This is a genomic window from Streptomyces sp. NPDC107575 (assembly GCF_055657265.1).
Genome location: NZ_JBVKBG010000001.1, coordinates 630,101 through 653,696, shown reverse-complemented (window position 1 = coordinate 653,696; position 23,596 = coordinate 630,101). Strand labels below are relative to the sequence as shown.

Sequence of the window (23,596 nt, the reverse complement as noted above, 5' to 3'; positions counted from 1 at the left end):
GTATATCGCCTATACGGGACGGAGTACGCCGTGACACACGAGCCTCAGCACGCCTCCCAGGCCACCGCTCGCACGAACAAAGAAGCGGCTTCCCGGTACGCGATGGGTGACCGGCAGGACTTCACCGACGCGGACCGGGGGTTCCTCGCCCCGTTCCCGGACAAGCTGTACGGGAGCGACGGCCGTGTCATCTTCGACGCGAGCCGCTTCGGCTACCTCGGTGACGACGTGCCCGCGCCGGACACGGTGAATCCCAGCCTGTGGCGGCAGTCCCAGCTGCTGCGCCGGGGCGGTCTGTACAAGGTCGTCGACGGTGTCTATCAGGTGCGCAACAACGACATCGCCAACCTGACCGTCGTCGAGGGCGACACGGGCCTCGTCGTCGTCGACTGCATGGCCTCGGTCGAGGCCGCAAGCCAGAGCATGGCGATGATCCGCGAGCACGTCAGCGACAAGCCCGTCGCCGCCGTGATCTACACGCACACCCACATCGACCACTACGGCGGCGTCAAGGGTGTGGTGAGCGCCGAGGACGTGGCGTCGGGGCGGGTGCCGATCATCGCGCCGGGCACCATCGCCTCCTTCGACAAGCACGCCATCGGCGAGAACGTGATCGCGGGCAATGCCATGTCGCGCCGCGCCTCGTACGCCTTCGGCAGTCTGCTCGACCTGTCCGACACCGGCTGTGTCACCTGCGGCATCGGCATCACGACCGTGCCGGGTGTCACCGTCTCGTACATCTCGCCGACCGACCCGATCACCGAGACGGGCGCGAGGCGTGAGCTCGGCGGCCTGGAGTTCGAGTTCCTCTACGCACCGGACACCGAGGCGCCCGAGGAGATGCACATCTGGATCCCGCAGCTGAAGGCGCTGACCTGCGCGGAGAACGCCAACCACTCGCTGCACAACATCCAGACGCTGCGCGGCGCCCGCACCCGCGACGCCCGCAACTTCGCCCGCTACCTGGACGAGACCCTGGAGCGCTGGGGCGACGAGGCCGAGGTGCACTACGGGCCGCACACCTGGCCGGTGTGGGGCAACGGCGAGGTGACCTCGTTCCTGGAGTCGCAACGCGACACCTACAAGTACATCCACGACCAGGCGCTGCGCCTGGCCAACAAGGGATACACGCCGCTGGAGGCCGCCGAAGTCCTGGAGCTGCCGGAGGAGTTGGGGCGCAGGTGGTTCAACCGCGGTTACCACGGCACGTTCCACCACGACGTCCGCGCGGTGTTCACCAAGGAACTCGGCATGTGGGACGGCGACCCGGTCACCCTCCACCCGCACCCGCCGGTGGAGACCGCCCGCCGGCTCACCGCCCTGGTCGGCGCCGCAGGCATCCTGGCGGAGGGGCGCCGGGCGATCGACGAGGGAGACTACCGGTGGGCGGCGCAGATCCTGCACGCCCTCGTGTTCGCCGAGCCGGACAACGAGGAGGCCCGGCGTCTCCAGGCCGACGCCTACGAGCAGATGGGCTACCAGGCCGAGGGGCCGCAGTGGCGGGGCATCTTCCTCACGGCCGCCAAGGAACTGCGCGACGGTGTGCAGAAGGCGGTGTTCGCCACCGCGAGCCCCGACACGATCCTGGCCATGCCGATCGACATCCTCTTCGACTTCGTGGCCGTCCATGTGAACGGTGACAGGGCGGCCACGGCCGACCTCCGTCTGGACCTCCACTTCACGGGGACCGGCTCCGATCCCGACTCCGGCGAGACATGGAACATGTGGGTCCGCCGCGGCGTGCTGCACGCCCGGCGCGGCACCTCCCCCAACGCCCGGCTCACGGTCACCGGCCCCAAGGCGGCTCTCGTCGGCGTACTGCTCAAGCCCACGAGTGCGCAGGAGTTGGCCCGGGCGGGGAAGGTCTCCCTGGACGGTGACGCGGCGGAACTGGAGCGGCTCGCGGGGCTGCTCGACGACTTCGATCCGGACTTCCCGGTCGTCACTCCGTGACCGGGGCGGGCCCCTGCTCGCGCCGCCCCGCGATCCACTCCCGCCCCTCCGTCTCCGCCGCGGCCAGCGGGCCGAGGAGTTCGGGGGCGGACGGGACGATGCCGAGGCGTTCGCTCAGGCCCGTCGACTTCAGAACGCGGACGAGGGAGGGCTGTGCGCCCGCGAGGATCAGGCGGCCGCCGGCCTCGTCGAGGGAGCGGGCGTAGCGGTCGAGGAGTTTGATGACGGCGGAGGACGGGACGTCGGGGAGGGTGCGGACGACGAGGACCAGGACCGCGTCGCGGGCCTCGTCGACGGACGGCAACTCGCTCTCGATCTGCGGGAGTTCGGCGAAGAAGGACGTGCCCGCGTAGTCGAGGACCGTGATCTCGCCCGCGGGCAGCCGCTTCGGGGGTGTTCCGGTGCGCCAGGATCCGTCCGGGGCGCGGATCAGGGCGATCAGTTTCGCCTGGCGGGCGGCCTGGGCGCAGTACAGGAGCAGGGAAAGGACCGCTCCGATGACGATGGCCTGCTGGAGCGGGAGTTGGGTGGTGGCCAGGAAGGTCAGGATCATCGCGGCCGACGACATCCACGAGGTGCGCAGCACGAGCGCGATGTCGCGGCGCTTGCCCCAGATCAGTTCGCCGCCGACCACCAGGATCAGGCCGCCGATGACCGGCATGGGGATGCGTTCGGCGAGCGATCCGCAGACCAGGACGACCAGGGCGAGGAAGACGCCGGAGATCACGCCGGCCCAGCGGGTGCGGGCGCCCGCGCTCACCGCGACGCCGGTCCGCGACATCGAACCGCCGCTGGGCAGCGCCTGGAAGAGGCCGCCGAGGACGTTGGCGTACCCCTGGGAGCGGAAGTCCGCGTTGACGTCGGAGCGGGAGCCGTCGGGGTTGGGCATGGACGGGGAGATGCCCGCGGCCTGCGCGAGGGCGACCAGGGCGACGGAGCAGGCACCGGTGAGCAGGTCAGGGAGCGCCGACAGGTCGGGGGCGGAGAAGGCCGGCAGGGCCCCGGGGATGTGCGCGATGTCCCGCACCAGTTCGACGTCCGTGCCCGCCACGGCCACCCCGACGCTGACGACGACCATCGCCACCAGCAGCGCCACCGACTCCAGGCACCGCACCGCGCGCGCCGCCGCCCACACCACGACCGTGACGGCCGCGACGAGGGTCGCCGCGCCCTGCCAGTCACCGACGTGCGCCAGCCAGTCCCCCACCTGGTAGAGCTTGTTGTGGCCCTGCGGGGTGTAGCCGGTGGCGTCCTTGAGGACGCCGACGATGATCTGCAGGGCGATCCCGGTGGCGAAGCCGGTCATCACGGCGTTCGACACGAAGCTCATCACGACGCCGAGCCGCAGCACGCCCATCAGCAGCATGACCACGCCGACGAGCACGGTCAGCATCGCGATGTTGCCCGCGCTCCTCGGGTCGAGCCCGGCGTCGGACAGCACGCTCTGCGAGGTCAGGGCGATGGCACTGGTGAGCGTCGTGACCATGAGGACCGTACGGGAGGTAAGCGAGCCGACGATCGCGGGCACGACGCCCGCGTACAGCCCCGCCACCGGGTTGAACCCGGCGATGGCCGCGTACGCCATGCCTTCCGGGATGGAGAACAGCCCGGTCACCGCGCCGCTGGCCGCGTCCGCCGAGCTGGGGCGGCCGAGGCCGCGCAGCCACTGCTTCGGACCGCTGCGCCGCCGCTCCGCTTTCATGCGCCTCCCCTTCATGCGCGGGTCTCGCTGTACCGCCTCAGGGCGTCACGATGGCGAAGTTCGGGTCCGGGTCGTCCAGGAGGCCGAAGAGGCGGGCCAGGGCCGTCGCGTCGCCCTGCTGGCCGATGCCGTCGAGGCCGTGGCCCGCCAGGATGCCGAGGAGTTGGGCCTTGGTGAGTGTCACGGTCAGGTCGGCCTCGGTGTCCCGGGGATCGGGGAAGTGGACGAGCGCGCCGTTGGAGAGCTCCATGCGGTGCGTCTCCGCGAGGTCGATCACCTTCCACACGATGCTGAGGCGCACGTCCCAGGCGCGCGGGCCGTTGATGCGGATGGCGAGCGAGTCGAAGATCTGTGTCACCGAGAGGGCGGAGGCCATGCTCGACGCGAGCGCGATCGGGGTCTTCGGGGCGCCCTCCGTCAGCTCGTGCGCCCCTTCGAGGAAGAAGTTGCGCCAGGTCGCGCACTCGGCGCCGTACCCGAGCCGGGTCAGCACGTCGGCGAGCAACTCCTTGGCGCCGGCGTGGTCGGGGGCGCCGAAGACGACGTGGGAGGCGAGTTCGGCGGCGAAGCGCAGGTCGCCCTCGTCGGCGAAGGAGCGGGCGGTCGCGACGGCCCGGTCGGCGCCGCCGAGCGCGCGCACGTACCGCTCGCCCTGGGCCTGCGGCGGGTGCTGCCACAGATGGGCCGGGTTGCCGTCGAACCAGCCCATGTAGCGCTGGTAGATGGCCCGCACGTCGTGCGAGACGGAGCCGTAGTAGCCGCGCGCGTGCCAGGCGTTCTCCAGGTCGGGCGGGAGCTGCATCTCCTCGGCGATCTCGATGCCGGTGTGTCCGGAGTTCATCAGGCGCAGCGTCTGGTCGTGCAAGTAGCCGTACAGGTCGCGCTGTTGGCCCAGGAACCGCGCGATGCGGTTCGTGCCCCAGGTCGGCCAGTGGTGGGAGGCGTAGACGACCTCGGCCTCGTGGCCGAAGAGTTCGAGGGCCTCGTTCAGATAACGCGACCACATGCGGGCGTCGCGGACCTGGGCACCGCGCAGGGTGAGCAGGTTGTGGAGAGTGTGGCAGGCGTTCTCCGCCATGCACAGGGCGCGCCGCTCGGGCAGGTAGAAGTTCATCTCGGCCGGGGCCTCGGTGCCCGGTGTCATCTGGAAGACGAACTTCACGCCGTCCAGGACCTCTTCCTGGCCGGTCCTGGTGATGGTCACGCTCGGCGGGATCAGCCCGACCGAGCCCGAGGATGTGGCCATGCCGAGCCCCATGGTGACCTGTCCGGTGGGTCCGACCGGGGTGCCGAAGGCGGAGAAGTACATGCCGCGCCGGATCATCGCGGTGCCCGCGTAGACGTTCTCGGAGACCGCGTGCTCCATGAAGTGCTCGGGCGCCACGACCGGCACGTCGGAGTCCGGGCTGATCACGCCCATCACGCCGCCGAAGTGGTCGAAGTGCGGGTGGGTGTAGATCACCGCGGTCACCGGCCGCTCGCCGCGGTGCGCGCGGTACAGGCCGAGGGCCGCGGCGGCCGTCTCGGCGGAGACCAGCGGGTCCACGACGACGACGCCGCGCTCGCCCTCGATGAGCGACATGTTCGACAGGTCGAGGCCGCGCACCTGGTACACCCCGTCGGTGACCTCGTAGAGCCCCTGGCGCGCGCAGAGGGCGGCCTGCCGCCACAGGCTCGGGTCGACGGTGTCCGCGGGCTCCGGGCTCTCCCTCAGGTACGCGAAGGCGTCGCTGTTCCAGACGGTCGCGCCGTCGGCGTTCTCGACGACACCGGGTTCCAGGGCCGCCACGAACCCCCTGTCGGCGTCCGCCGCGTCGCTTCCGTCGTCCGGGGGCAGATCGTGCGCGGGCATCGGGTCCCTCCTCAGGTACCGGGGCTCCGCACCGGCCACGGTCCCGCCCCTTGCGCGGGTCCCACCGCCACGGGCCCTGATGCCCCAGCCTCTGGCCGCGCGGGGGCCCGGACCATCGGGACTGGGCCGAACGGGTGAGATCCCGCGGGCCGCGACGGTCCGGGAGTCGCGGCCGCCACCGATGACTTTCCACGTCCCGGAGAGTCCCCACCCACGTAAGGAAGAACGTGCCGTACGCGCACGGCACCCCATCGTCCGGAGGCCCCATGTCCACCACCGGCAACGCCCTGCCGCCCGTCGTCGACCGCGCCACGTGGGAGAAGGAACTGGCGGCGCTGCGGGTCCGCGAGAAGGCCGCCACCCGGGAGCTCGACGCCATCGCCGCGCAGCGGCGCCGGCTGCCGATGGTCGAGATGCCCGACTACGTGCTGGAGGGCGAGGAGGGCCCCGTGCGGCTCGCCGAAGTCTTCGGTGAGCACCCGCAGTTGATCGTCTACCACCACATGTGGCACGAGGGCGCGGAGTGGCAGTGCGGTGGCTGCACCGGCTTCACGTCGCAGTTCACCCGGCTCGCGGGGCTCGAGAAGTTCGACGCCCGCTTCGTGATCGTGACGCAGGGGCCGATCGACGAGGCGCTCGCGTACCGGCGCAAGGTCGGCAACACGATGACCTGGTACTCCACCGCGAACAGCTCCTTCGGCGCCGATGTCGGCGCGCCGCCGGACGCCGGCTTCGCGGTCAATGTGTTCCTGCGCGACGGCGACACGGTGTACCGCACCTGGCACACCGACGGCCGCGGCACCGAGCAGCTGAGCTATCTGTTCGGCCTGGTCGACCTGCTGCCGTACGGCCGGCAGGAGGAGTGGCAGGACTCCCCCGCGGGTTGGCCCAAGTCACCGACGTACAGCCGGTGGGCGTCGCCGCAGGAGATCGCGGCGGCGTACGGCGAGCGCGGCTGAGGTCAGGCGTCCTCGACGCCCAGCACCCGGTTCACCGTCGTGCGGGCCTCGTAGAAGTCCTCGTCGGAGACGTTCGGGTCGTCCTCGGTCTGTTCGAGCCAGTCCGACATCTCGTCGGGCGACCAGCGGTCGAAGTCCTTGGGGATGTCGAGCGTCGTGGTGTTCATGCGCAGCCGCGCGACGGCTGTCGCTTCCTCGACGCTGATGGTGTTCACTTCGGTCATCGCGCCCCTCCCATCGGGTCTTCACGGGATCGGACCGGCGACCTTGCCAGACGCTCCGGGGCAGTGTCCAACCGCGACGTCACGGACAGTGAGCGCAGCGCGCCAAATCCTGCCCCACAGTGCCCGGTTGACCTCCGCAAACTCGGTGTCGGCGCGGCCCGCTCAGCGCACCAGGACGTGCTCGCCGGAGCGGGGCACGACCGCGTGCCAGCCGAGTTCGGCCCCGATGCGGTCACGCAGCGTCTCGGCCGCGGTCTGTTCGCCGTGCACGAGGTACGTGGTGTGGGGCGCGGGGGCGCCGCGGAGCCAGTCGACGATCTGCCCGGCGTCCGCGTGGGCGGAGAAGAACGGCACGTGTTCGATCCGGGCGCGGACCTTGACGTACTCGCCGAACATCTTCAGGACGTCCGCGCCCTCGGCCAGGTCGCGGGCGCGCGTGCCCTGCGCGGCGAAGCCGACGAGGACGACCGTGTTCCGGTGGTCGGGCAGCAGCCGCCTGAGGTGGTGCAGGACCCGGCCGCCCGTGGCCATGCCGGACGAGGAGACGATGACGGCGGGGCCCGGCACGTCGTTGATGGCGATGGATTCCGACACGGTGCGCGCGGCCGTGAAGCAGGACGCGTCGAGGGCCGACTCGCCCGCGTCCGGCAGGAGTTGGGGGTCGGCGCGGTCCACCGCACGCCGGTAGACGTCGAGCGCCGACAGGGCCATCGGGCTGTCGACGAACACCGGCACACCGGCCGGCAGGACGCCGGTGCGGCGCAGCTCGGCGAGTTCGCTCAGGACTACCTCGGTGCGGTCGATGGCGAAGGCCGGGACGACGACGGTGCCGCCGCGCCGGAACGTCTCGGTGAGTACCTGTCCGAAGCGGTCGCGGGCGTCGGCGGCGTCCTCGTGGTCGCGGTCGCCGTACGTGGACTCCATCAGGAGCACGTCCGCGCCGGTGAACGGGTCGGGCGGGCGCAGCAGCGGGTGTCCGGGCCTGCCGAGGTCGCCGCTGGCGGCGAGGGTGTGGCCGCTCTCCAGGGTGAGGTGCGCCCAGGCGGAGCCGAGGATGTGTCCCGCGTGGTGCAGGCGCACGCTCGTGCCGTCGGCGAGGCGCGTGTCCTTGCCGAGGGCCACGGGGCGCAGCAGCCGCAGGGTCCGCTCGACGTCGTTCTCGTCGTACAGCGGCAGCGCCGGGCGGTGCCGGGACCAGCCGCGGCGGTTGGCGTGCTCGGCCTGTTCGACCTGGAGGCGGGCGCTGTCGCGCAGCACGATCTCGGCGAGCGCGGCGGTGTCGGGGGTGCAGACGATCTTCCCGTCGAAGCCCTCCTTCACCAGGCGTGGCAGATGGCCGCAGTGGTCGAGGTGGGCGTGGGTGAGGACGACGGCGCGCGCGGCGGCGGTGTCGGCGGGCAGCGGGCGCCACTTGCGGCGGCGCAGTTCGCGTACGCCCTGGAAGAGACCGCAGTCGCTCAGGATGCGGCTGTGGTCGCTCTCGACGAGGTACTTGCTGCCGGTGACCGTGCCGACGCCGCCGAGGAAGGTCAGCAGCTCCGGCCGCGGACCGCTCACGCGTCGTCCTCGCTGCCGTCGCGGACGACGAGGACCGGGCAGTGCGCGTGGAGGAGGAGGGCCTGGCTGACCGAGCCCATGATGAGCCCCTTGAAGCCGCCCCGGCCGCGGGCGCCCACGACGATCATCCGGGCCTCCTTGGACACCTCGATGAGGGTGGGGCGCACCCGGCCCTCCAGCAGCCGCCGCTCCACCGAGATGTGCGGGTGGGCGGCGAGGCCGGGGGCGAGCGCGTCGGTGAGGGTCTGCCCGGCCTCCTTGCGCAGCTCGCTGATGTTGGAGACGAGCGGGGTCAGCGCGCCGTGACGTTCGGGGCCCTCGGCGGACCAGGTGTTCCAGACGTGCAGGGCGAGCAGTCCGGTGCCGCGGCGCTCGGCCTCGCCGAACGCGGTCTCGACCGCGGCCTGCGCGTCGCCCGAGGAATCGATGGCGACGGCGACGAGGCCGCCCGGGTCGGTCCGGCCCCTGACGACGAGCACGGGACACTTGGCGTGCGCGGCCAGATACACCGCGACGGAGCCGATCAGGAGCCCGGTGAAGGCGCCCAGGCCACGGCTGCCGACGACGACCAGGTCCGCCTCCGCCGAGCGGACCGTCAGGATCGTCAGCGGCTCGCCCGTGACGACCTCGCCCTCGATGTCCGCGAGGTCCGGCTCCGCGGCGCGGGCGTGCTCGACGGCCGAGGCGACCAGGGTGTCGGCCTGCCCGCGCAGCGCCTCCGCGGCCGCCGCGAATCCGGCGGCGCGCATCATCGGCCAGACGAAGGCGTGCACGATGCGCAGCCCGAGGCCGCGCTCCCGCGCCTCCCGGGCCGCGATCGCCACGGCCTCCAGGCTCGAATCGGACCCGTCGGCCCCGACCAGTACATGGCCTGCCATGCGCGCGCTCCCTGTCGTTCCCGGCACCGTCATCGGCCGCCCGCGCGGCCCGGTTCAAGCCTGACCCGGTCCGCCGGGCGGCGCACGGCGAGCGACGAGCCCCTGCGGTGCCGCGGGCGGCGAGGCGCCCGTCGACGACCACGTCAGGCGTCGACGGGCAGCGCCACCGGGTAGGCCTCGACGAAGTCGGCCGACCGCGACACCGCGCGCCACTTCTCGTCCTCGGCGAGGAGGCGTCGGTCGAGGTCGATCGACGCCTCGGCCGCGTGGACGCCGAGTGGCAGGTGCTCGGGAATGTCCTGGCGTCCGGCGACCTGGACCAGGATCTCGGCGGCGCGCCGCGGGTCACCGGCCGGCACCCCCGCGTCGCGCAGCTTCGCCATCCGGCCGACCGTCTCCTCGTATCCCTCCGGGACCTCGTGGACGGCCATGGAGGAGCCCGCCCAGTCCGTGCGGAATCCGCTGGGCTCGACGACGAGGACCTTGATGCCGAAGGGAGCGGTCTCGGCCCGCAGGACCCGGCTGAATCCGTCGAGGGCGAACTTCGCGGCCTGGTACGAGGCGATGCCGCCCGAGCCGCCCACCCGGCCGCCCACCGAGGAGATCTGGACGATGAGCCCGCCGCCCTGGGCGCGCAGCACCGGGACGGCCGCCTTCGAGACGTGGTAGGCGCCCCAGAAGTTGGTCTCGAACTGTGCGCGGAAGTCGGCGTCGTCCCCGGTCTCGATCGGGGCGACGTTGGCGTACCCGGCGTTGTTCACGATCACGTCGACGCGACCGAAGCGCCGCGCGGCGGCTGCCAGCGCCTCCTGCGCGGCAGCCGGGTCGGTGACATCGAGCGCGACGGGCAGCACGCGGTCGCCGTAGGCGTCGACGAGGTCGGTGAGCTGCTCGGGGCGGCGCGCCGTGGCGACCACGTTGTCCCCGGCTTCGAGGGCAGCGGTGACAAGGGCGCGGCCGAGGCCGCGTGACGATCCGGTGATGAGCCATGTCTGTGTCATGAAAGTTAGTACAACACCGTTCTCTTAATTACGCAACCGCGTTGCGCTAAGCTGCCGCCATGAGCACTCCCGAGTTCCAGCGCGCCCGCAGCAGCGCGGCGAAGCAGGCCCGCGAGGCGGCGATCCTCGACGCCGCCCGGAGACTGGGCGCCGAAGGCGGCATCCGGCGCGTCACGCTGACCGACATCGCCCAGGCGGTCGGGATGCACAAGTCCGCGCTGTTGCGCTACTTCGAGACGCGCGAACAGATCTTTCTGCGCCTGACCGGCGAGGGATGGCGGGAGTGGTCCGCGGCGCTGCGCGCGGAGCTCGGCCGGCTCACCGCCGATGCCACCCCGGCCGCCGTCGCCGGCGCCTTCGCCCGCACGCTCGCCGCGCGCGGACCCTTCTGCGACCTGCTCGCCCAGGCACCCCTGAACCTCGAGCGCAATGTCTCGATCGAGTCCGTCCGCGCCTTCAAGCTCGGCGCACACGCCGAGGTCGACGCCATCGTCGCGGCCGTGCGCCGCCTCCTGCCCGGGCTCACCGAGCTCGACGCCGTCGACCTGATCGCCACCGCCACCTCGCTGGCGGGCGCGATGTGGCAGATGTCCTCGCCCGGCCCGGAACTGGCCGAGCTCTACCGCAGCGACCCGCGGCTGGGACACGCGATCGTCGAACTCGAGCCCCGGCTCACCCGGATCCTCACCAACTTCCTGCGCGGCCTCACCGTCGACTAGGGCATTGCCCTCCATGAACCACCGGTGTCACCATTGGTTCATAAATCGGTGGAGAGCCCTCGGGAGCACACGCATGGCACGCACGGCGCGATGGATGGCAGGCGGAGCGGCGGTCGCGGCCGCCGGGGCGGGGACGGCCTGGTTGTGGCGGCACCAGGAGGAGATCGCGTTCCGGCGGCCGGTGAACGAGTGGACGTTCACGCACATGTCGGCAGTGCTGCCGGTGGCGCCCGTGCCCGCCGCCGCGCGGGTGCGCCCGCTGCCCCAGGGCGAACTGCCGCCCGGATTCACCTACGAGTTCGGCGGCACGCGCCGCACCCTGGAGCAGCTGCACACGCGCACGCACACCACGGGGTTCGCCGTCGTGCACCGCGGGCGGCTCGTGCACGAGAGCTACCCGGGCCGGTTCGGCGGGCCCGCCCGCCGCTTCCAACTCTTCTCGCTCACCAAGTCGGTGACGTCGGTGCTGCTCGGCATCGCCCTGGCGGAGGGCGCGCTCGGCTCGCTCGACGACAAGGTGGTGGCGTACTGCCCCGAGCTGGCCGGGTCGGCCTACGACGGGCCGACCGTCGCGGACCTGCTCGACATGACGAGCGGCGCCGGCGGTGTCGAGGACTACGAGGACCCGCAGGCCCCGGTCAACCGTCTGATGCGTGCCGTGACCGGCCGCGGCTCGGTGCTCGACGTGGTCCGCTCCGTCGACCCGGGCGCGGACCCCGGCACGTTCTTCAACTACTCGACGCTCGACACGCAGGCCCTCGGCTGGGTCCTCGAGGGCGCCACCGGCCTGCCCCTGGCGCGGTACGCCGCCGAGCGGCTGTGGAGCCGGATCGGCGCGGAGACGGCCGCGTACTACGGGCTCACGCGCGGCCGGCCGCGGACCGCCGTCGGTGGCGGATCGTTCAACGCGACGGTGCGGGACATGGCTCGCGTGGGGCTGCTCATGGCGCGCGGCGGCGCCGTCGACGGGGAGCAGGTCGTGCCCGAGGCGTGGGTCGAGCGCGGACGCGGCAGCGGGAAGGAGTTCCTGCGGCCGGGAGCACTGAGCGAGCTGTACCCCGCGCACTACGGCTACGCGAACCAGTGGTGGACGCTCGGCGGCGAGCACCGCGCGTTCACGGGTCTCGGCATCTACGGGCAGTTCCTGTGGGTCGACCCGGTCGCGGACGTCGTCGTGGTGAAGACGAGCGCCTGGCCTTCGGCCGAGGACCCGGACCGCGACGCCGAGACCGTGGCGGCGCTCTCGGCCCTGGTCACCCACCTGGCCGACGCGGAGTGAGGGGGCGGGCCGGTGCATAGGATTGGCGCCATGACAGACCACGGCGGCAGCACCCCGGCGCCGGCCGCCCCAGCCGCCCGGCGCGGCCGGCCGCCGTCCACCGCCCTCAACCGGGACCGGATCCTGGACGCCGCCCGCGCCCTCGTCGAACGCGAGGGACCCGACGCCCTCACCCTGCGCCGCCTCGGCGCCGAACTCGGCTCGAACCACACCGCCGTGCTGCGCCACTTCTCCGGCAAGGAGGACATCCTCCTCGGACTCGCCGAGCAGCTCATCGAGGAGGCGGTCACGGGCTACGAGCCGACCGACTCCTGGCGCGAGACCCTGGCAGGCCTGGCCCGCCGCGTCCGCAGCGCCTGCCTCACCCACCCGCGGGTCGCCGCGATCGTGGCCGGGCGGGTCTCGCGCCGCGACGCCGAGTTCCGGGGCGCGGACCTGGTGATCGGCGCGCTGCGGCAGGCCGGTTTCGGTGACAGGGAGGCCGCCCGCTACTACCGTGCGCTCGCCGACACCGCCCTCGCCATGGGCGCGCAGGAGGCCGCCGTCGCCGCGCTGGACGGCGCGGCACGCGAGGGCGACCGGCTGGCCTGGCGGCGCGAGTACCTGGCCGTGTCGCCGACCGCCTATCCGCATCTCGCCTCCGTCGCCCCGCACTTGGCCGCGGCGGACGAGGACGACCAGTTCGAGACGGTGCTCGGGCTGCTGCTCGACGCGGTGGAGCTGCGGGCGCCGCGGAAGCCGTGAGACCCGGCGCGTGGTCGGCAGTGCGACACGACCAACTCGTGGATTGAAACCGCCGGTTCGGGTCACTCATGGAACCGATGACGTGCTCGTCGGTGCCCACGCAGCGGGTGGTTCTCGCCCAGCGTGCGGCCCGTTCACCGTGGAGGACCGCGCTCCGGCCGCCCTCTACACCCTCGGCCGCGTCACCGTCGCGACAACTGGCCGGATCTGTGCGGCACTTGATGCTTCTCCTACCATGGCGAGGACCGCGGGATCACCCGGCGGTCCACGGACGTGGCAGCACCCGCTGGAGGGGAGCGGGTGTTGCTGCTTTTCGGACGGGTCGGGGGATCGCCGCCGCTATCCCAGCGCCAGCATCGCCTCGGCGATCTCACCGACGTCCGCGTCGCGGATCGCCGTGGCGGCCTCCTCGAGGACCAGCAGCCGCGCCCCGGGGACGTCCCGGGCGATCGCCTCGCCGTTGCCCACGGGGAAGAACAGGTCGCGGCGGCCGTGCACCACGAGCGTGGGGACATCGATCCCGGGCAACCGCTCACGCCAGCGAGGGGTGCAGTCGAGCCGCGAGAACACCATCCCGAGCTGGTTGGCCATCTGGACCTGGGGGTCGGTGCCGGGCGTGCGGTCCCAGATCCGCGCCGCGACCGAGCGCGCGGTGGCGGGGTCGTTGCCCATGACCTCGGCGCCGGCCGCCGCGAACTCCGCGACCGCCTCGCGGTCGGTCCAGTCGGGCATCGGACGGGAGAACAGCCTCCCCATCGTCGCCCGGTCGTGATCGGGGAGGTCGTCGTCGACCGGGCCGGGCGCGACCGCGCGGGTGCCGACCAGGGTGAGCGCCGAGAACGCCCCCGGGTGGTCGAGCGCGGCGACCTGCGCGACCATCCCGCCGACACCGATCCCCGCGAGGTGCGCGGGACCGCCGCCGAGCGCCTCGACCAGGGCCGCCGCGTCGGCGGCCAGGTCGCGCAGCGTGTAGGTGGGTGCCTCCGGGTCCCCGGCCGTGGACTCCCCGCTGTCGCGCAGGTCGTAGCGCACCACCCGGCGCCCGCCCGCGGCGAGGCGCTCGCACAGCGCGTCGGGCCAGGACAGCATCGTCGTCCCGCCCACGAGCAGGATCAGGGGCGCGTCCTCGGCACCGAACGACTCGGTGCCGAGGACGACGTCATTGACTTTCACAGTGGTCATACCAAGGGAGACCCGAGCCGCCTCCCGAACTCATCGCCCGGTGCGCGCCGGGCGGCGTGGCGGGAGGCAGCCGTCCGACTCAGGCGGACGACGTTTCCACGGCCACCACCGCCACGTCGTCGTTCCTCGGTCGGCCGCCCCAGGCCCGGGCCGCGGCGGTGAGGTGGTCGACGGCCTGCGCGGCGTTCGCGCGCGGCGGGGGCGACCAGTGCCGGGCCGGGTCGAAGAACGTTCCTTCGGGGGCGCGGGTCTCGGTGATGCCGTCCGTCACGCAGAGGAGCACGGGCGGCGCCGAGTCGATGGTGTGGGGCCTGCCGCGCTGGGACGACAGGTGGAACATGCCCAGCGGCAGCTCCGCGTCCGGCAGTGGAACCTCCCGTACGAGCCCGTCCGCGACGGCGTAGGGCGCCGGGTGGCCGCAGTTGAGCACGGTGACCTGCCCGTCGGCGGCGAATTCGAGCAGGAGGGCGGTGGCGAACCCCTCCGTCGCCGCATCCTCGGACCCCGTCCCCGACAGCGCCGCGCGGGCGACGGAGCGGTCGAGGTCCGCGGCCAGCCGGGCGAGGTCCGGTTCGCTGTCGGCCCGCTCGTGGAAGGCGCCCACGACGACGGCGACGGCCCGCACGGCGGACACACCCTTGCCGCGCACATCGCCGATCATGACGCGCAGCCCGTGCCGGGTGTGCACGAGGGCGTAGAAGTCCCCGCCCACCGCGGCCTCCGTGTCGGCCGGTTCGTAGCGGCTGGCGAGCGTGAACCCGCCGACGCTGCGCGGCAGTTCGGGCAGGATGGCCTGCTGGAGGCGGCCCACGACGGAGCGGGCGGAGTCGACGTGCTCGCGTTCGCTCTGCAGCACGCGGGCGACGAGGAAGGCCAGGACCACGCCGGTCGCCGCCGTGGTCACCCGCATCAGCTCGTACTCCACGGTGTCGTGCCGGACGGTGACCACGGCCACGGAGACGGCCAGCCAGGTGAGGGCGATCGCGAGCGTCGCCCGCAGGCTCGACACGGCGGCGGCGGTGAGAGCGGCCATCAGCGCCAGCGGCGTCCCGGTGCACCAGACGGGCGCCCACAGCTCGACGACCGCGGCCCCCGCCAGCATCAGCAGCGGTGCCAGAGCCGTGGTCGGCTGCAGGCGGCGTTCGAGAGCCGCGAGCCCTGGCAGGACCTGTTTCACGTCTCGTCTCCTCCGGTGAAGGCGCGGAACGGGTGGAATTCCGGACAAATCCATCGTGGAGGTTCGTTGAGGGTTAAACCACAGGTCGAAAGTCCCCCACATAAAGACGCCGTCAATCCGCGTTGCCGGGGGCTCGTGGTTACTGGTCGCCGCGCAGGTATCGAGTGATCATGGCGACCAGCTCCGTTTCCAGCCTTTCAACCTGGGCGGGGTGTGGGGTTGCCATGAGTTTGTGGGTGTTCATCTCTACGGTTCCCACGACGAGTTCCGCAGCCATGTCGAGGTCTGTTACCTGGACGTCGGGATGGCGGGCGAACACCTCGCGCACCTGGCTCACCCGGGCTTTGCCGTGCCGGTCGATCGCTTCCACCAGGTCACTGGAGACCGGCGCTTCCTCGATCATGATCCGCAGGAGCTGCGGGTCGTCGCGGTGGTGGTCGATCGCGTCGCGCACCAAGGACCGGATGGCGTCTTTCAGGCTGCCGGGGGTCACGTCCAGCTCATCGGCTCCTGTCCAGGCGCCGCGGTCGATGTGCCGGACCAGCAGCTCGGCGAGGATGGCGTCCTTGTTGGGGAAGTACTGGTACAGCGAGCCGATGGACATCCGGGCCCGTTCGGCGATCCGGTTGGTGGTGCCGGCCGCGTACCCGTACTCGGCGAAAACGTGAGCAGCTGCGGTGAGGATCCGCTCGCGGGTGAGTTCGGCGCGCACCTGCTGGGGCTTGCGACGTGGGGCGAGGCGGCGGTCGGCGGGTGTCATCCGTTGTTCCTCCTGGCCGGTGAAAAGCGAGTAGCAAATAGCTGAGCTTTTACTCAGAATACTGCCATGACCTGCGGAAACAAGAAGGTCTGACACCTCGTTCCGGCAGGCGCCGACCAGGCTGTCCGCCTCTTCCTCCCATGGGCCGGTCCGCCACCGGCTGAAAGGAATCCTCATGCGGCAGTACACCTTCGAGCCGGACTCGATGCACCGGCTGTCCTCCGTGGACGAGGTCGAGGCGGTCGTCGGCCGCCCGGCCGCGATGATCGTTCAGAAGCAGATCGGCGTCCTGGACGCAGGGTGCCGCGAGGTCCTCGCACACAGCCCGGTCGCGGCCTTCGGTCACCAGGACTGCGACGGCGCCGTCCGCACCACGTTCGTCGGTGGCACGCCCGGATTCGCGCGTGTCCACTCCCCGCAGCGGTTCTCCTTCCCTGTTGCAGGGGCGAGCGTCGCATCCGGCCCGGTCTCGTTGTTCTTTCTGCTGCCCGGTGTGGGTGAGGTGCTGCGTGTGAACGGCACAGCATCCGCCCTCAAGGGTGGGGAGACGGCCGTGGACATCGCCGAGGCGTACGTGCACTGCGCGCAGGCCGTCATCCGCTCCGGCCTGTGGGAACCATCCTCCGCATCCCCCGCCGCGGAGCCGATGGTGGACCAGGGGCCGTTGGCCGGCCCGGGTGTCAGCGACTTCCTGTCCGCCTCCCCCTTTCTGGCGTTGTCCACCTGGGACGCGGAAGGCGGCAGTGACACCAGCCCGCGCGGGGAACAGCAGACGGTGGCCCGAATCCTGAACGGCCGCACCCTGGTTCTGGCCGACCGCAAGGGCAACAAACGCGCGGACACCCTGCACAACCTGCTCCGCGACGACCGGATCGCCCTGGCCGCCCTCGTCCCCGGCCGCAGCGGTGTCCTGCACATCCACGGGCGCGCCGCGATCACCGACGACGCCGCGCTGCTGAAGTCCTTGGCCTTGCGCGGCGTGCCGCCGCACCTCGCCCTCCTCATCGACGTGGAGTACGCGGAGGTCCGCAGCAACGATGCAGTTTCCCGTGCCCGCCTGTGGAACCCTGACGTGCGATCCGGCCGGGATGCGGCACCCGACATGATGGCCCTGGGCAGCGCCCACCTGGCTGCCGGCGCAGCCGAGTCCGGACGCGGCTCGGCACGGCTGATCAAGGTCATCACCGCCATCCCTGGCATGAGCCGGCTCATGCGGAAAGCGATCGACCGTGCCTACGTGTCCGGGCTGCGCAAAGAGGGCTACGACGATGTCCGCACCCCTTCCTCTGCTCGCCGTGGCGATGCGCATCACGGTGAGGTGGCGGAGGGCCCGCTGCGACCCGTGCGTGTCTGCGAAATACGGCAGGAGACGCCGTCCGCCCGCACCCTGGTTCTCGAGGACGCAGCCGACGAGGCAAAGCCGTTCGACTTCCACCCCGGGCAGTTCTTCACCCTGGTCACGGACATCGCGGGCCGGTCCGTACGGCGTGCCTACTCGGCCTCCTCGGCGCCGGGCGCGACCCGGCTGGAACTCACCGTCAAGCACGTTGAGGGCGGGCAGTTCTCCACGCACGCCCACCGTCACCTGCAATGCGGGGACCAGCTCGCGGTACGGGGCCCCTCCGGTACCTTCCACGCCCCGCCGCAGGCCACCGAACAGCTGGTACTCATCGCGGCCGGCAGCGGCATCACGCCCATGATGAGCATGATTCGCACCCGCCTGTCCGATCCGGCATCGGCCGGAAGGATCGACCTGCTGTACAGCAGCCGGAGCCGCGAAGAGGTCATTTTCATCGATGCGTTGACGCGCATGGAAAAGGACCACCCGGACCGGCTGACGGTCACCCATGTCCTCACCAGTCGCGACGGTCGGCTCGACACGGAAGGCATCCGCCGGTGGGTGACCGGCCTCCCGCCGACGGACACCGCACATCACTTCGTCTGCGGCCCCGAAGCGCTCATGGACACCGTGCAGGACGTCCTGCAACAACTCGGCGTGCCGGACGAGCACACGCACCAAGAGCGCTTCAGTGGTGGCGTCACCACCCCAACCACCCGGGCACCCCAGGAGATGAGAGTCGAGAAGGACGGGAGCCCCGTCGGAACGACCGTGGTCGAACCCGGACAGAGCCTGCTCGATGCCGGTCTCGCCGCAGGACTGCCCATGCCGTACTCCTGCACGGTCGGCAGCTGCGGCGAGTGCAGGGTGCGCGTGCGCAGCGGCGAGGTCACGCAACCCGAACACACCTGCCTCACCCGCACGCAGAAGGCGGAGGGACAGGTACTGGCATGCGTCGGTTGTCCGCTGTCCAAGGTGACCCTTGATATCGCGGCCCACCAATGACGAACGAAATGCGCCTAGGTCCTCGGACCTCCTCCGGTCGTCCCCCGTCAATCATTCACGGGCCCGATGCCGCACGCGGCCGCACCGGTCAGTCTTGTGGTCCACCCGCCGACAAGGAGCGCACGATGTCGTACTTCGAGAACATGCGGTACCCGGAGCCCCGCTACCACGGCGACAAGGGCGAGGTGAGCGCGTCCTTCCGGTCGGCCGACACCCCTGCGGAGGTGTCCTCGCCCGGCGGGTCCACCAGCTACCTCGCCACGCAGGAGTCGACCGGCGGCGAATTCGGGCTCTACAAGGGCGTGCTGGGGCCACGCTCGGCCGGGGCGAAGGAGCACTTCCACCGGGCGATGTCGGAGTCGTTCTACGTCCTGTCCGGCGAACTCGAGCTCTACGACGGCGAGAAGTGGGTGACGGGCCGCGAGGGCGACTTCCTGTACGTGCCGGCCGGCGGTCTGCACGCCTTCAAGAACGTGACCGACGACCCGGTGTCGATGCTCATGCTCTTCGCCCCCGGCGCCCCGCGCGAGGAGTACTTCGAGCGCGTCGCCGAGATGTCGCAGCGCGGCCCCGAGGAGCTCAAGGAGTTCCGCGTCCGGCACGACAGCTACTTCGTGGAGGACTTCGACTTCGGGACGGGGCAGGCGACGTAGCGTCGCTCCTCTCGCTCCCGCCGCACGGGCCGGTATTCAGGGCCGCACGACCTTCCGAACCCAGGACCTTGGTCCCGGTTCGCCCGTTTCGGGCCGGGGAGGACGACCGGTGTCCAGCCGTCCAGTGGAAGCGACCCAGCATGCTCACCAGCAATCCGAACGTCTCCGCCGACCGACTCGCCGATCTCGCCGTCGCCGCCTTCACCCGCGAGGTGTTCCTGACGCCGAAGCCGGGGCTTCCGGACTGCCGGACCGCGCAGACGCCCGCCAACACCGTGTTCTCCTCGCTCGTCGACGCCGGTGTCGGACTGCACGGCTCGTTCCGCGACGCCGCGTGCGCCGGAGGCGACCTGGAGCGGCTCGCGGGGGCCTGCGCCGACGCGCAGCGCCAGGTGCCGTACGTCGCCTCCCTCAACGGCCTCGACGTCGCCGCCCGCTCGCTGTGCCTGCTGTCGGCGGCCTGGGCGCAGGGCGCGGAGAGCGCCGACGACGCCTGCGGCCGCGCCCTGGAACTCGACGCGCGGGTCGAGCCCACCGGGGACTTCCGCGACGGCTACCGCGCGCTGCCCGCCGAGGAGAAGCGGCGTCAGCTGACCGCCGCGCTCGCCGCCCTGCCGGGGCTGCGCTCGGCGCGGACGCGCGGCGTCCCCGAGGAGACCGCGCAGCTCGACGCGCTCCTCACGCTGATCGCGTCCGTCGACGACATCCGGGTGGCGCAGGACAAGGGCCCGCTGGCCGTCCGCCTGATCCGGCAGGACGCCGCCGCGGTCCTGGCAGCGGGCGGCTCCGGCACCGCCGAGGGCGGCCGGCTGCTGTCCGAGCTGGACGAGGAGATGGCCCACTACGGCATCTGCCCGGCGGCCAGCGGCGCCCTGCTCACGGTGCTGCTCTTCCTGGACTCCGTGGTCGAGCGCCCGCTGACGGTCGCGGCCTGAGCCGCCCGCCCACGGGGGGGGCGCGGCACCGTGTGGCGTAGGCGGACTGGCCCGCACCGGCCCGGCCACCGAGGCTGATGGGCACCGGCCACGTCGCGCACAGGAGGCACTCCCCCCGTATGGACGCCACCTCAGCGGTGCCCGACGCCCGCACCCACCTGGCGCTCCGGTCGATCAGGGAGCTGCTCGCGGCCCAGCGGCGTCGGATCAGGCAGTACGCCGAGTCGTACCAGGACCCCGGCCGAGACAGGGGCGCACTGCCCGCCACGGTCTCGTCCTCGCCGCTGCCGCCCGCACCCTCGGGCCGGGAGGTCCTGGACGCCATGCCCGCGCCCGCGCTGCTGGTCGCCCCGCTCCTGGACGACGACGGCCGCATCCAGGACGCCCTCTACGTCGCCCAGAACGCGGCGGCCCGCAGCTACGCCGCCGAGCGCCTCCCGCACGGCAGCCTGCCGCGCTGGGTGGGACCCGTGTCGCTGTTCGAGCGATTCCCGTCCCTGACCAGGACGCCGCTGCCCGACATGCTGGCCGCCGCGCTGGGTGAGCGCGCCGCGCAGGGGCCCACGCTGATCGAATGGGTCGTGACCACGACGCGCGGCCCGGTGCGGATCAACGACCAGGTCCGGGTCGCCCCGTGCGGCGAGCACCTCCTGATCACCTGGGAGCGCGGCCACCGCCTGCACATGGCGGCCGCCGCCCAGCAGCTGGTGCGCACCTGCTGGGCGGAGTGGAACCTGGCCGACGGCGGGGTCGACCCCTCGCGCGGTTTCCGCCAGGTGCTGGGTCTCGACGGCGACGCGGACATCCCCACCCTGTCCGAGCTGGCGGCGACCGTGACCCCGGAGAGCCTGCCCGAGCTGTACCGGACGCTGTACGACGTCATCCTGCGCAAACGCACGGGCATCTGCGAGCTGCGCCTGAACGGGGCCGGTTCCCGGGTCGTCCGGATGACCGCCGAACCCGTGCGCATCGCCCCCGGCGGCCTGGTGTGGGCGCTGCGGGCCGTGCTCACCGACGTGACCGCCGAACGGCGCCGCCGCGCGACGGCCGAGCGCGCGGAACGCGAGGCGCGGCGCCAGCGCGGCCGGGCCGAGGCCGTCGCCGAGGTCGCCGGTGTGCTGCGCGAGGCGGTCCTCCCCCACTTCCAGGACGAACTGGCCGCCTACGGACTCGAGGCCACCGCCGTGTACCGGCCCGACGCCCGGGAGGCCGGGGTCGGCGGCGACTGGTACAAGGCGCGCAGGCTCCCCGGCGACCGTCTCCTCGTGGCGCTCGGCGACGCCCGCGGGCACGGCCTGGCCGCGGTCACCCTCATGGCGAAGCTCCGCTACGCGCTGGCCGGCCTCGCCTACACCGAGCAGCGCGTCGAGCAACTCACGGAATGGCTCAACGAGTTGGCCTGCGCCGACGGCATCGAGTCGACCGCGACCGCGATCATCGCCCGCTACCACCCGGAGGTGGGGCTGCTGCGCTGGACCTGCGCGGGCCACCCGTGCCCCGTCCTCGTACGGGACGGCGCGGCCGGTCAACTGCCGGACCCCGAGGGCGGACCGGGGCTCCCGCTCGGCGTCCTGTCGGGGGTGCCGTACACGGCGGCGGAGACGGCGCTGCGCGTGGGCGACATCGTCCTGATGTACTCCGACGGCCTCACCGAGCGCCGCGACAGCGACCCCGACCTCGACACGCAGCGCTTTCTCGACGCGGCGAAGCGCTGCCTGCGCGGCGACGGCCCCGGTGCGGGGCACGAGGCGCTCAACGAGTACGCCGAGCGCGTCGTCGGCGAGCTCGACGGGCCGCACCGCTCCGACGACGCGACCCTCCTGGTCCTGCGGCGCACCGCGACGCCGCCCCCGACGCCTTAACGACCGATCAGCATCTCCCCGCGGCAACGGCGAACCCGGCCGGAACAACCCCGTTTCACGCCGCGGGGGTTGTCGTGGGACCGCGGGCCTCTTAACGTTCGATCAGTCCTGGATCGGGTCCCCGCACAGGCCGCCACGGCCGGGGTGACCCGGGCCGTCCGGCAGCCGTCGACGGGAGCCCCGTGTCCTTCGTGCCCGACGCAACTGACGCATCCGGTCCCACCGCACCGCCCGCACCCTCGCCCGACGCGTCCCTGCGGGCCGGTCGCCGCCTCTCCCTCGCCCACCAACTGGCGCGCCAGGCCCGGCGTACGCCGACGGCCCCGGCCCTGCGCCACCGGGACCGGGAGATCACGTACGCCGTCCTCGACGCCCGCGTGAACCGGCTCGCGCGCGCCTACGCCGCGCGCGGTGTCGGACCCGGCGACCGGGTCGCCGCGCTGACCACGAACCGGATGGAGACGGTGGAGGTCTGGTTCGCCGCGCTGCGGCTCGGCGCGATCGCCGTGCCGATCAACTTCCGTCTGGTGCCCGCCGAAGTGGCCCATGTCCTCGGCGACTGCACCCCGACCGTGTTCGTGGTCGACGAACCGCTGGCCCAGCTTGGCCTGGAGGCACGGCGCCTCGCCGGCTCCGACTGCCGGGTGCTGCACCTCGGCGACGGCGAGGCACCCGACGGCACCGAAAGTCTCACCGCGGTGCGCGACGCGTACGACGACGGGCCCGTCGAGGCCGACGTCGACGAGAACGACCCGGCGTTCCTGATGTACACCTCGGGAACCACGGGCCGTTCCAAGGGCGCCGTGCTCAGCCACCTCAACCTGGTCGTGAACACGCTGCACATGGTGGAGGTGCAGACACCGAAGCCCACCGACCGGGGCCTGCTGAACATCCCGATGTTCCACATCGCGGGCGTCGACTCGATCGTCGCCTCCATGCTCTACGGCACCTGCACCGTCATCGGCGCCACCGTCGGCTTCGACGCTGCGGAGACGGTCGACCTGCTGGAGCGGGAGCGGATCACCGGCTGCTTCCTGGTGCCCAGCCAGTGGAAGGCGATCTGCGAGGTGCCGGGCATCCGGGACCGCAAGCTCGTCCTGAACAGCCTGAGTTGGGGCGCCTCCGCCGCGCCGCCCTCCGTCCTGGAGGCGATGAACGACACGTTCCCCGGCGTCGTCATCAGAAGCGCCTTCGGGCAGACGGAGATGGCGTCGGTGACGTGTTACCTCGACGGCGAGGACGCGGTGCGCAAGCTCGGCTCCGTCGGCAAGCCGGTGCGGCACGTCGACGCGCGGATCGTGGACGAGGAGATGCGGGACGTGCCCGTGGGCGAGGTCGGCGAGATCGTCTACCGCGGCGGCAATCTCATGCTGGGCTACTGGAACAACCCCGAGGCCACCGCCGCGGCCTTCGAAGGCGGCTGGTTCCACTCCGGAGACCTGTGCCGGATGGACGACGAGGGCTACATCTACGTCGTCGACCGCAAGAAGGACATGATCATCTCGGGTGGCGAGAACATCTACTCCGCCGAGGTCGAGGCCGTCATCGACCAGCACCCCAAGGTCGCCGAGGTGGCCGTCGTGGGCGTGCCGCACCCCGAGTGGGTGGAGACCCCGCGCGCGTACGTCGTGCCGAAGGATCCCGCCGATCCGCCCACCGAGGCGGACATCACCGAGCACTGCCGCGAACTGCTCGCCTCGTACAAGAAGCCGACCTCGGTCGTCGTCATCGAGGCGCTCCCGCGCAACGCCGCCGGGAAGGTCCTCAAGGTGCGGCTGCGCGAGGCCGCCCGCGACTGACAGGACTCCCCGACGC

19 protein-coding genes are annotated in these 23,596 nt (G+C 72.1%); 10 read left to right on the top strand and 9 right to left on the bottom strand.

The window, feature by feature from the left end:
* Window positions 1–30: 30 nt before the first annotated feature.
* Window positions 31–1,953 (top strand): alkyl/aryl-sulfatase, encoded by a 1,923-nt coding sequence (locus ACZ7L4_RS03050; protein WP_472099197.1) that lies wholly within the window; start codon window positions 31–33, stop codon window positions 1,951–1,953.
* Here the strand turns inward: ACZ7L4_RS03050 and ACZ7L4_RS03045 are convergent.
* Together ACZ7L4_RS03045 and ACZ7L4_RS03040 are read right to left on the bottom strand one after the other, a co-directional pair.
* On the bottom strand, window positions 1,943–3,655 hold the full coding sequence (locus ACZ7L4_RS03045) for a SulP family inorganic anion transporter (protein WP_472099195.1): 1,713 nt from the start codon (window positions 3,653–3,655) through the stop codon (window positions 1,943–1,945). The two genes, ACZ7L4_RS03050 and ACZ7L4_RS03045, sit on opposite strands and share 11 nt — an antisense overlap.
* Window positions 3,656–3,692: 37 nt before the next feature.
* Complete coding sequence (locus ACZ7L4_RS03040) at window positions 3,693–5,507, bottom strand: alkyl/aryl-sulfatase (RefSeq protein ID WP_472099193.1); 1,815 nt, start codon at window positions 5,505–5,507, stop codon at window positions 3,693–3,695.
* Between the two features lie 266 nt (window positions 5,508–5,773).
* On the opposite strand from ACZ7L4_RS03040, the gene ACZ7L4_RS03035 reads away from it, so the two are divergent.
* A complete protein-coding gene (locus ACZ7L4_RS03035) occupies window positions 5,774–6,466 on the top strand; it encodes a DUF899 domain-containing protein (protein ID WP_472099191.1) in 693 nt (230 codons plus the stop codon).
* A gap of 2 nt (window positions 6,467–6,468) precedes the next feature.
* Here ACZ7L4_RS03035 and ACZ7L4_RS03030 read toward each other — a convergent pair whose 3' ends face one another.
* The 4 genes from ACZ7L4_RS03030 to ACZ7L4_RS03015 form a co-directional block, all read right to left on the bottom strand.
* Window positions 6,469–6,690 (bottom strand): hypothetical protein, encoded by a 222-nt coding sequence (locus ACZ7L4_RS03030; protein ID WP_422429018.1) that lies wholly within the window; start codon window positions 6,688–6,690, stop codon window positions 6,469–6,471.
* 162 nt (window positions 6,691–6,852) lie between these two features.
* On the bottom strand, window positions 6,853–8,247 hold the full coding sequence (locus ACZ7L4_RS03025; protein ID WP_472099189.1) for an MBL fold metallo-hydrolase RNA specificity domain-containing protein: 1,395 nt from the start codon (window positions 8,245–8,247) through the stop codon (window positions 6,853–6,855).
* The gene (locus ACZ7L4_RS03020) at window positions 8,244–9,125 is read right to left on the bottom strand and encodes a universal stress protein (protein ID WP_472099187.1); all 882 of its coding nucleotides are present in this window, start codon (window positions 9,123–9,125) and stop codon (window positions 8,244–8,246) included. Before ACZ7L4_RS03020 ends, ACZ7L4_RS03025 begins: the two co-directional genes overlap by 4 nt.
* Window positions 9,126–9,268: 143 nt before the next feature.
* Window positions 9,269–10,126 carry an SDR family NAD(P)-dependent oxidoreductase gene (locus ACZ7L4_RS03015; protein WP_472099186.1) on the bottom strand — a complete coding sequence of 286 codons (858 nt, stop codon included), beginning with the start codon at window positions 10,124–10,126 and terminating at the stop codon, window positions 9,269–9,271.
* Between the two features lie 59 nt (window positions 10,127–10,185).
* On the opposite strand from ACZ7L4_RS03015, the gene ACZ7L4_RS03010 reads away from it, so the two are divergent.
* The 3 genes from ACZ7L4_RS03010 (at window position 10,186) to ACZ7L4_RS03000 (ending at window position 12,868) form a co-directional block, all read left to right on the top strand.
* Entirely contained in the window at window positions 10,186–10,845 is a 660-nt protein-coding gene (locus ACZ7L4_RS03010; protein WP_472099185.1) for a TetR/AcrR family transcriptional regulator, read from the top strand.
* 73 nt (window positions 10,846–10,918) lie between these two features.
* Entirely contained in the window at window positions 10,919–12,124 is a 1,206-nt protein-coding gene (locus ACZ7L4_RS03005; RefSeq protein WP_472099184.1) for a serine hydrolase domain-containing protein, read from the top strand.
* Between the two features lie 30 nt (window positions 12,125–12,154).
* Window positions 12,155–12,868 (top strand): TetR/AcrR family transcriptional regulator, encoded by a 714-nt coding sequence (locus ACZ7L4_RS03000; protein ID WP_450810157.1) that lies wholly within the window; start codon window positions 12,155–12,157, stop codon window positions 12,866–12,868.
* Between the two features lie 339 nt (window positions 12,869–13,207).
* Here the strand turns inward: ACZ7L4_RS03000 and ACZ7L4_RS02995 are convergent, their stop codons facing one another.
* The 3 genes from ACZ7L4_RS02995 to ACZ7L4_RS02985 all read right to left on the bottom strand — a co-directional run bounded on the left by ACZ7L4_RS02995 (window position 13,208) and on the right by ACZ7L4_RS02985 (window position 15,987).
* A complete protein-coding gene (locus tag ACZ7L4_RS02995) occupies window positions 13,208–14,050 on the bottom strand; it encodes an alpha/beta fold hydrolase (protein ID WP_472099182.1) in 843 nt (280 codons plus the stop codon).
* A 79-nt stretch (window positions 14,051–14,129) separates the two neighbouring features.
* Complete coding sequence (locus ACZ7L4_RS02990) at window positions 14,130–15,227, bottom strand: PP2C family protein-serine/threonine phosphatase (RefSeq protein WP_472099181.1); 1,098 nt, start codon at window positions 15,225–15,227, stop codon at window positions 14,130–14,132.
* A gap of 139 nt (window positions 15,228–15,366) precedes the next feature.
* Window positions 15,367–15,987, bottom strand: a complete 621-nt coding sequence (locus ACZ7L4_RS02985) for a TetR/AcrR family transcriptional regulator (protein WP_472100369.1) — start codon at window positions 15,985–15,987, stop codon at window positions 15,367–15,369.
* 175 nt (window positions 15,988–16,162) lie between these two features.
* On the opposite strand from ACZ7L4_RS02985, the gene ACZ7L4_RS02980 reads away from it, so the two are divergent.
* From ACZ7L4_RS02980 to ACZ7L4_RS02960, 5 genes are all read left to right on the top strand, one after another.
* A complete protein-coding gene (locus tag ACZ7L4_RS02980; protein WP_472099180.1) occupies window positions 16,163–18,331 on the top strand; it encodes a 2Fe-2S iron-sulfur cluster-binding protein in 2,169 nt (722 codons plus the stop codon).
* Window positions 18,332–18,456: 125 nt separating this feature from the next.
* Window positions 18,457–18,984 carry a cupin domain-containing protein gene (locus ACZ7L4_RS02975; protein WP_472099179.1) on the top strand — a complete coding sequence of 176 codons (528 nt, stop codon included), beginning with the start codon at window positions 18,457–18,459 and terminating at the stop codon, window positions 18,982–18,984.
* A gap of 140 nt (window positions 18,985–19,124) precedes the next feature.
* Window positions 19,125–19,919, top strand: coding sequence for a triphosphoribosyl-dephospho-CoA synthase (locus tag ACZ7L4_RS02970; protein WP_472099177.1), 795 nt, complete (start codon window positions 19,125–19,127; stop codon window positions 19,917–19,919).
* 119 nt (window positions 19,920–20,038) lie between these two features.
* A complete protein-coding gene (locus tag ACZ7L4_RS02965; protein WP_472099176.1) occupies window positions 20,039–21,781 on the top strand; it encodes a PP2C family protein-serine/threonine phosphatase in 1,743 nt (580 codons plus the stop codon).
* Window positions 21,782–21,972: 191 nt separating this feature from the next.
* Window positions 21,973–23,580 carry an AMP-binding protein gene (locus tag ACZ7L4_RS02960; protein WP_472099175.1) on the top strand — a complete coding sequence of 536 codons (1,608 nt, stop codon included), beginning with the start codon at window positions 21,973–21,975 and terminating at the stop codon, window positions 23,578–23,580.
* Window positions 23,581–23,596: the final 16 nt, after the last annotated feature.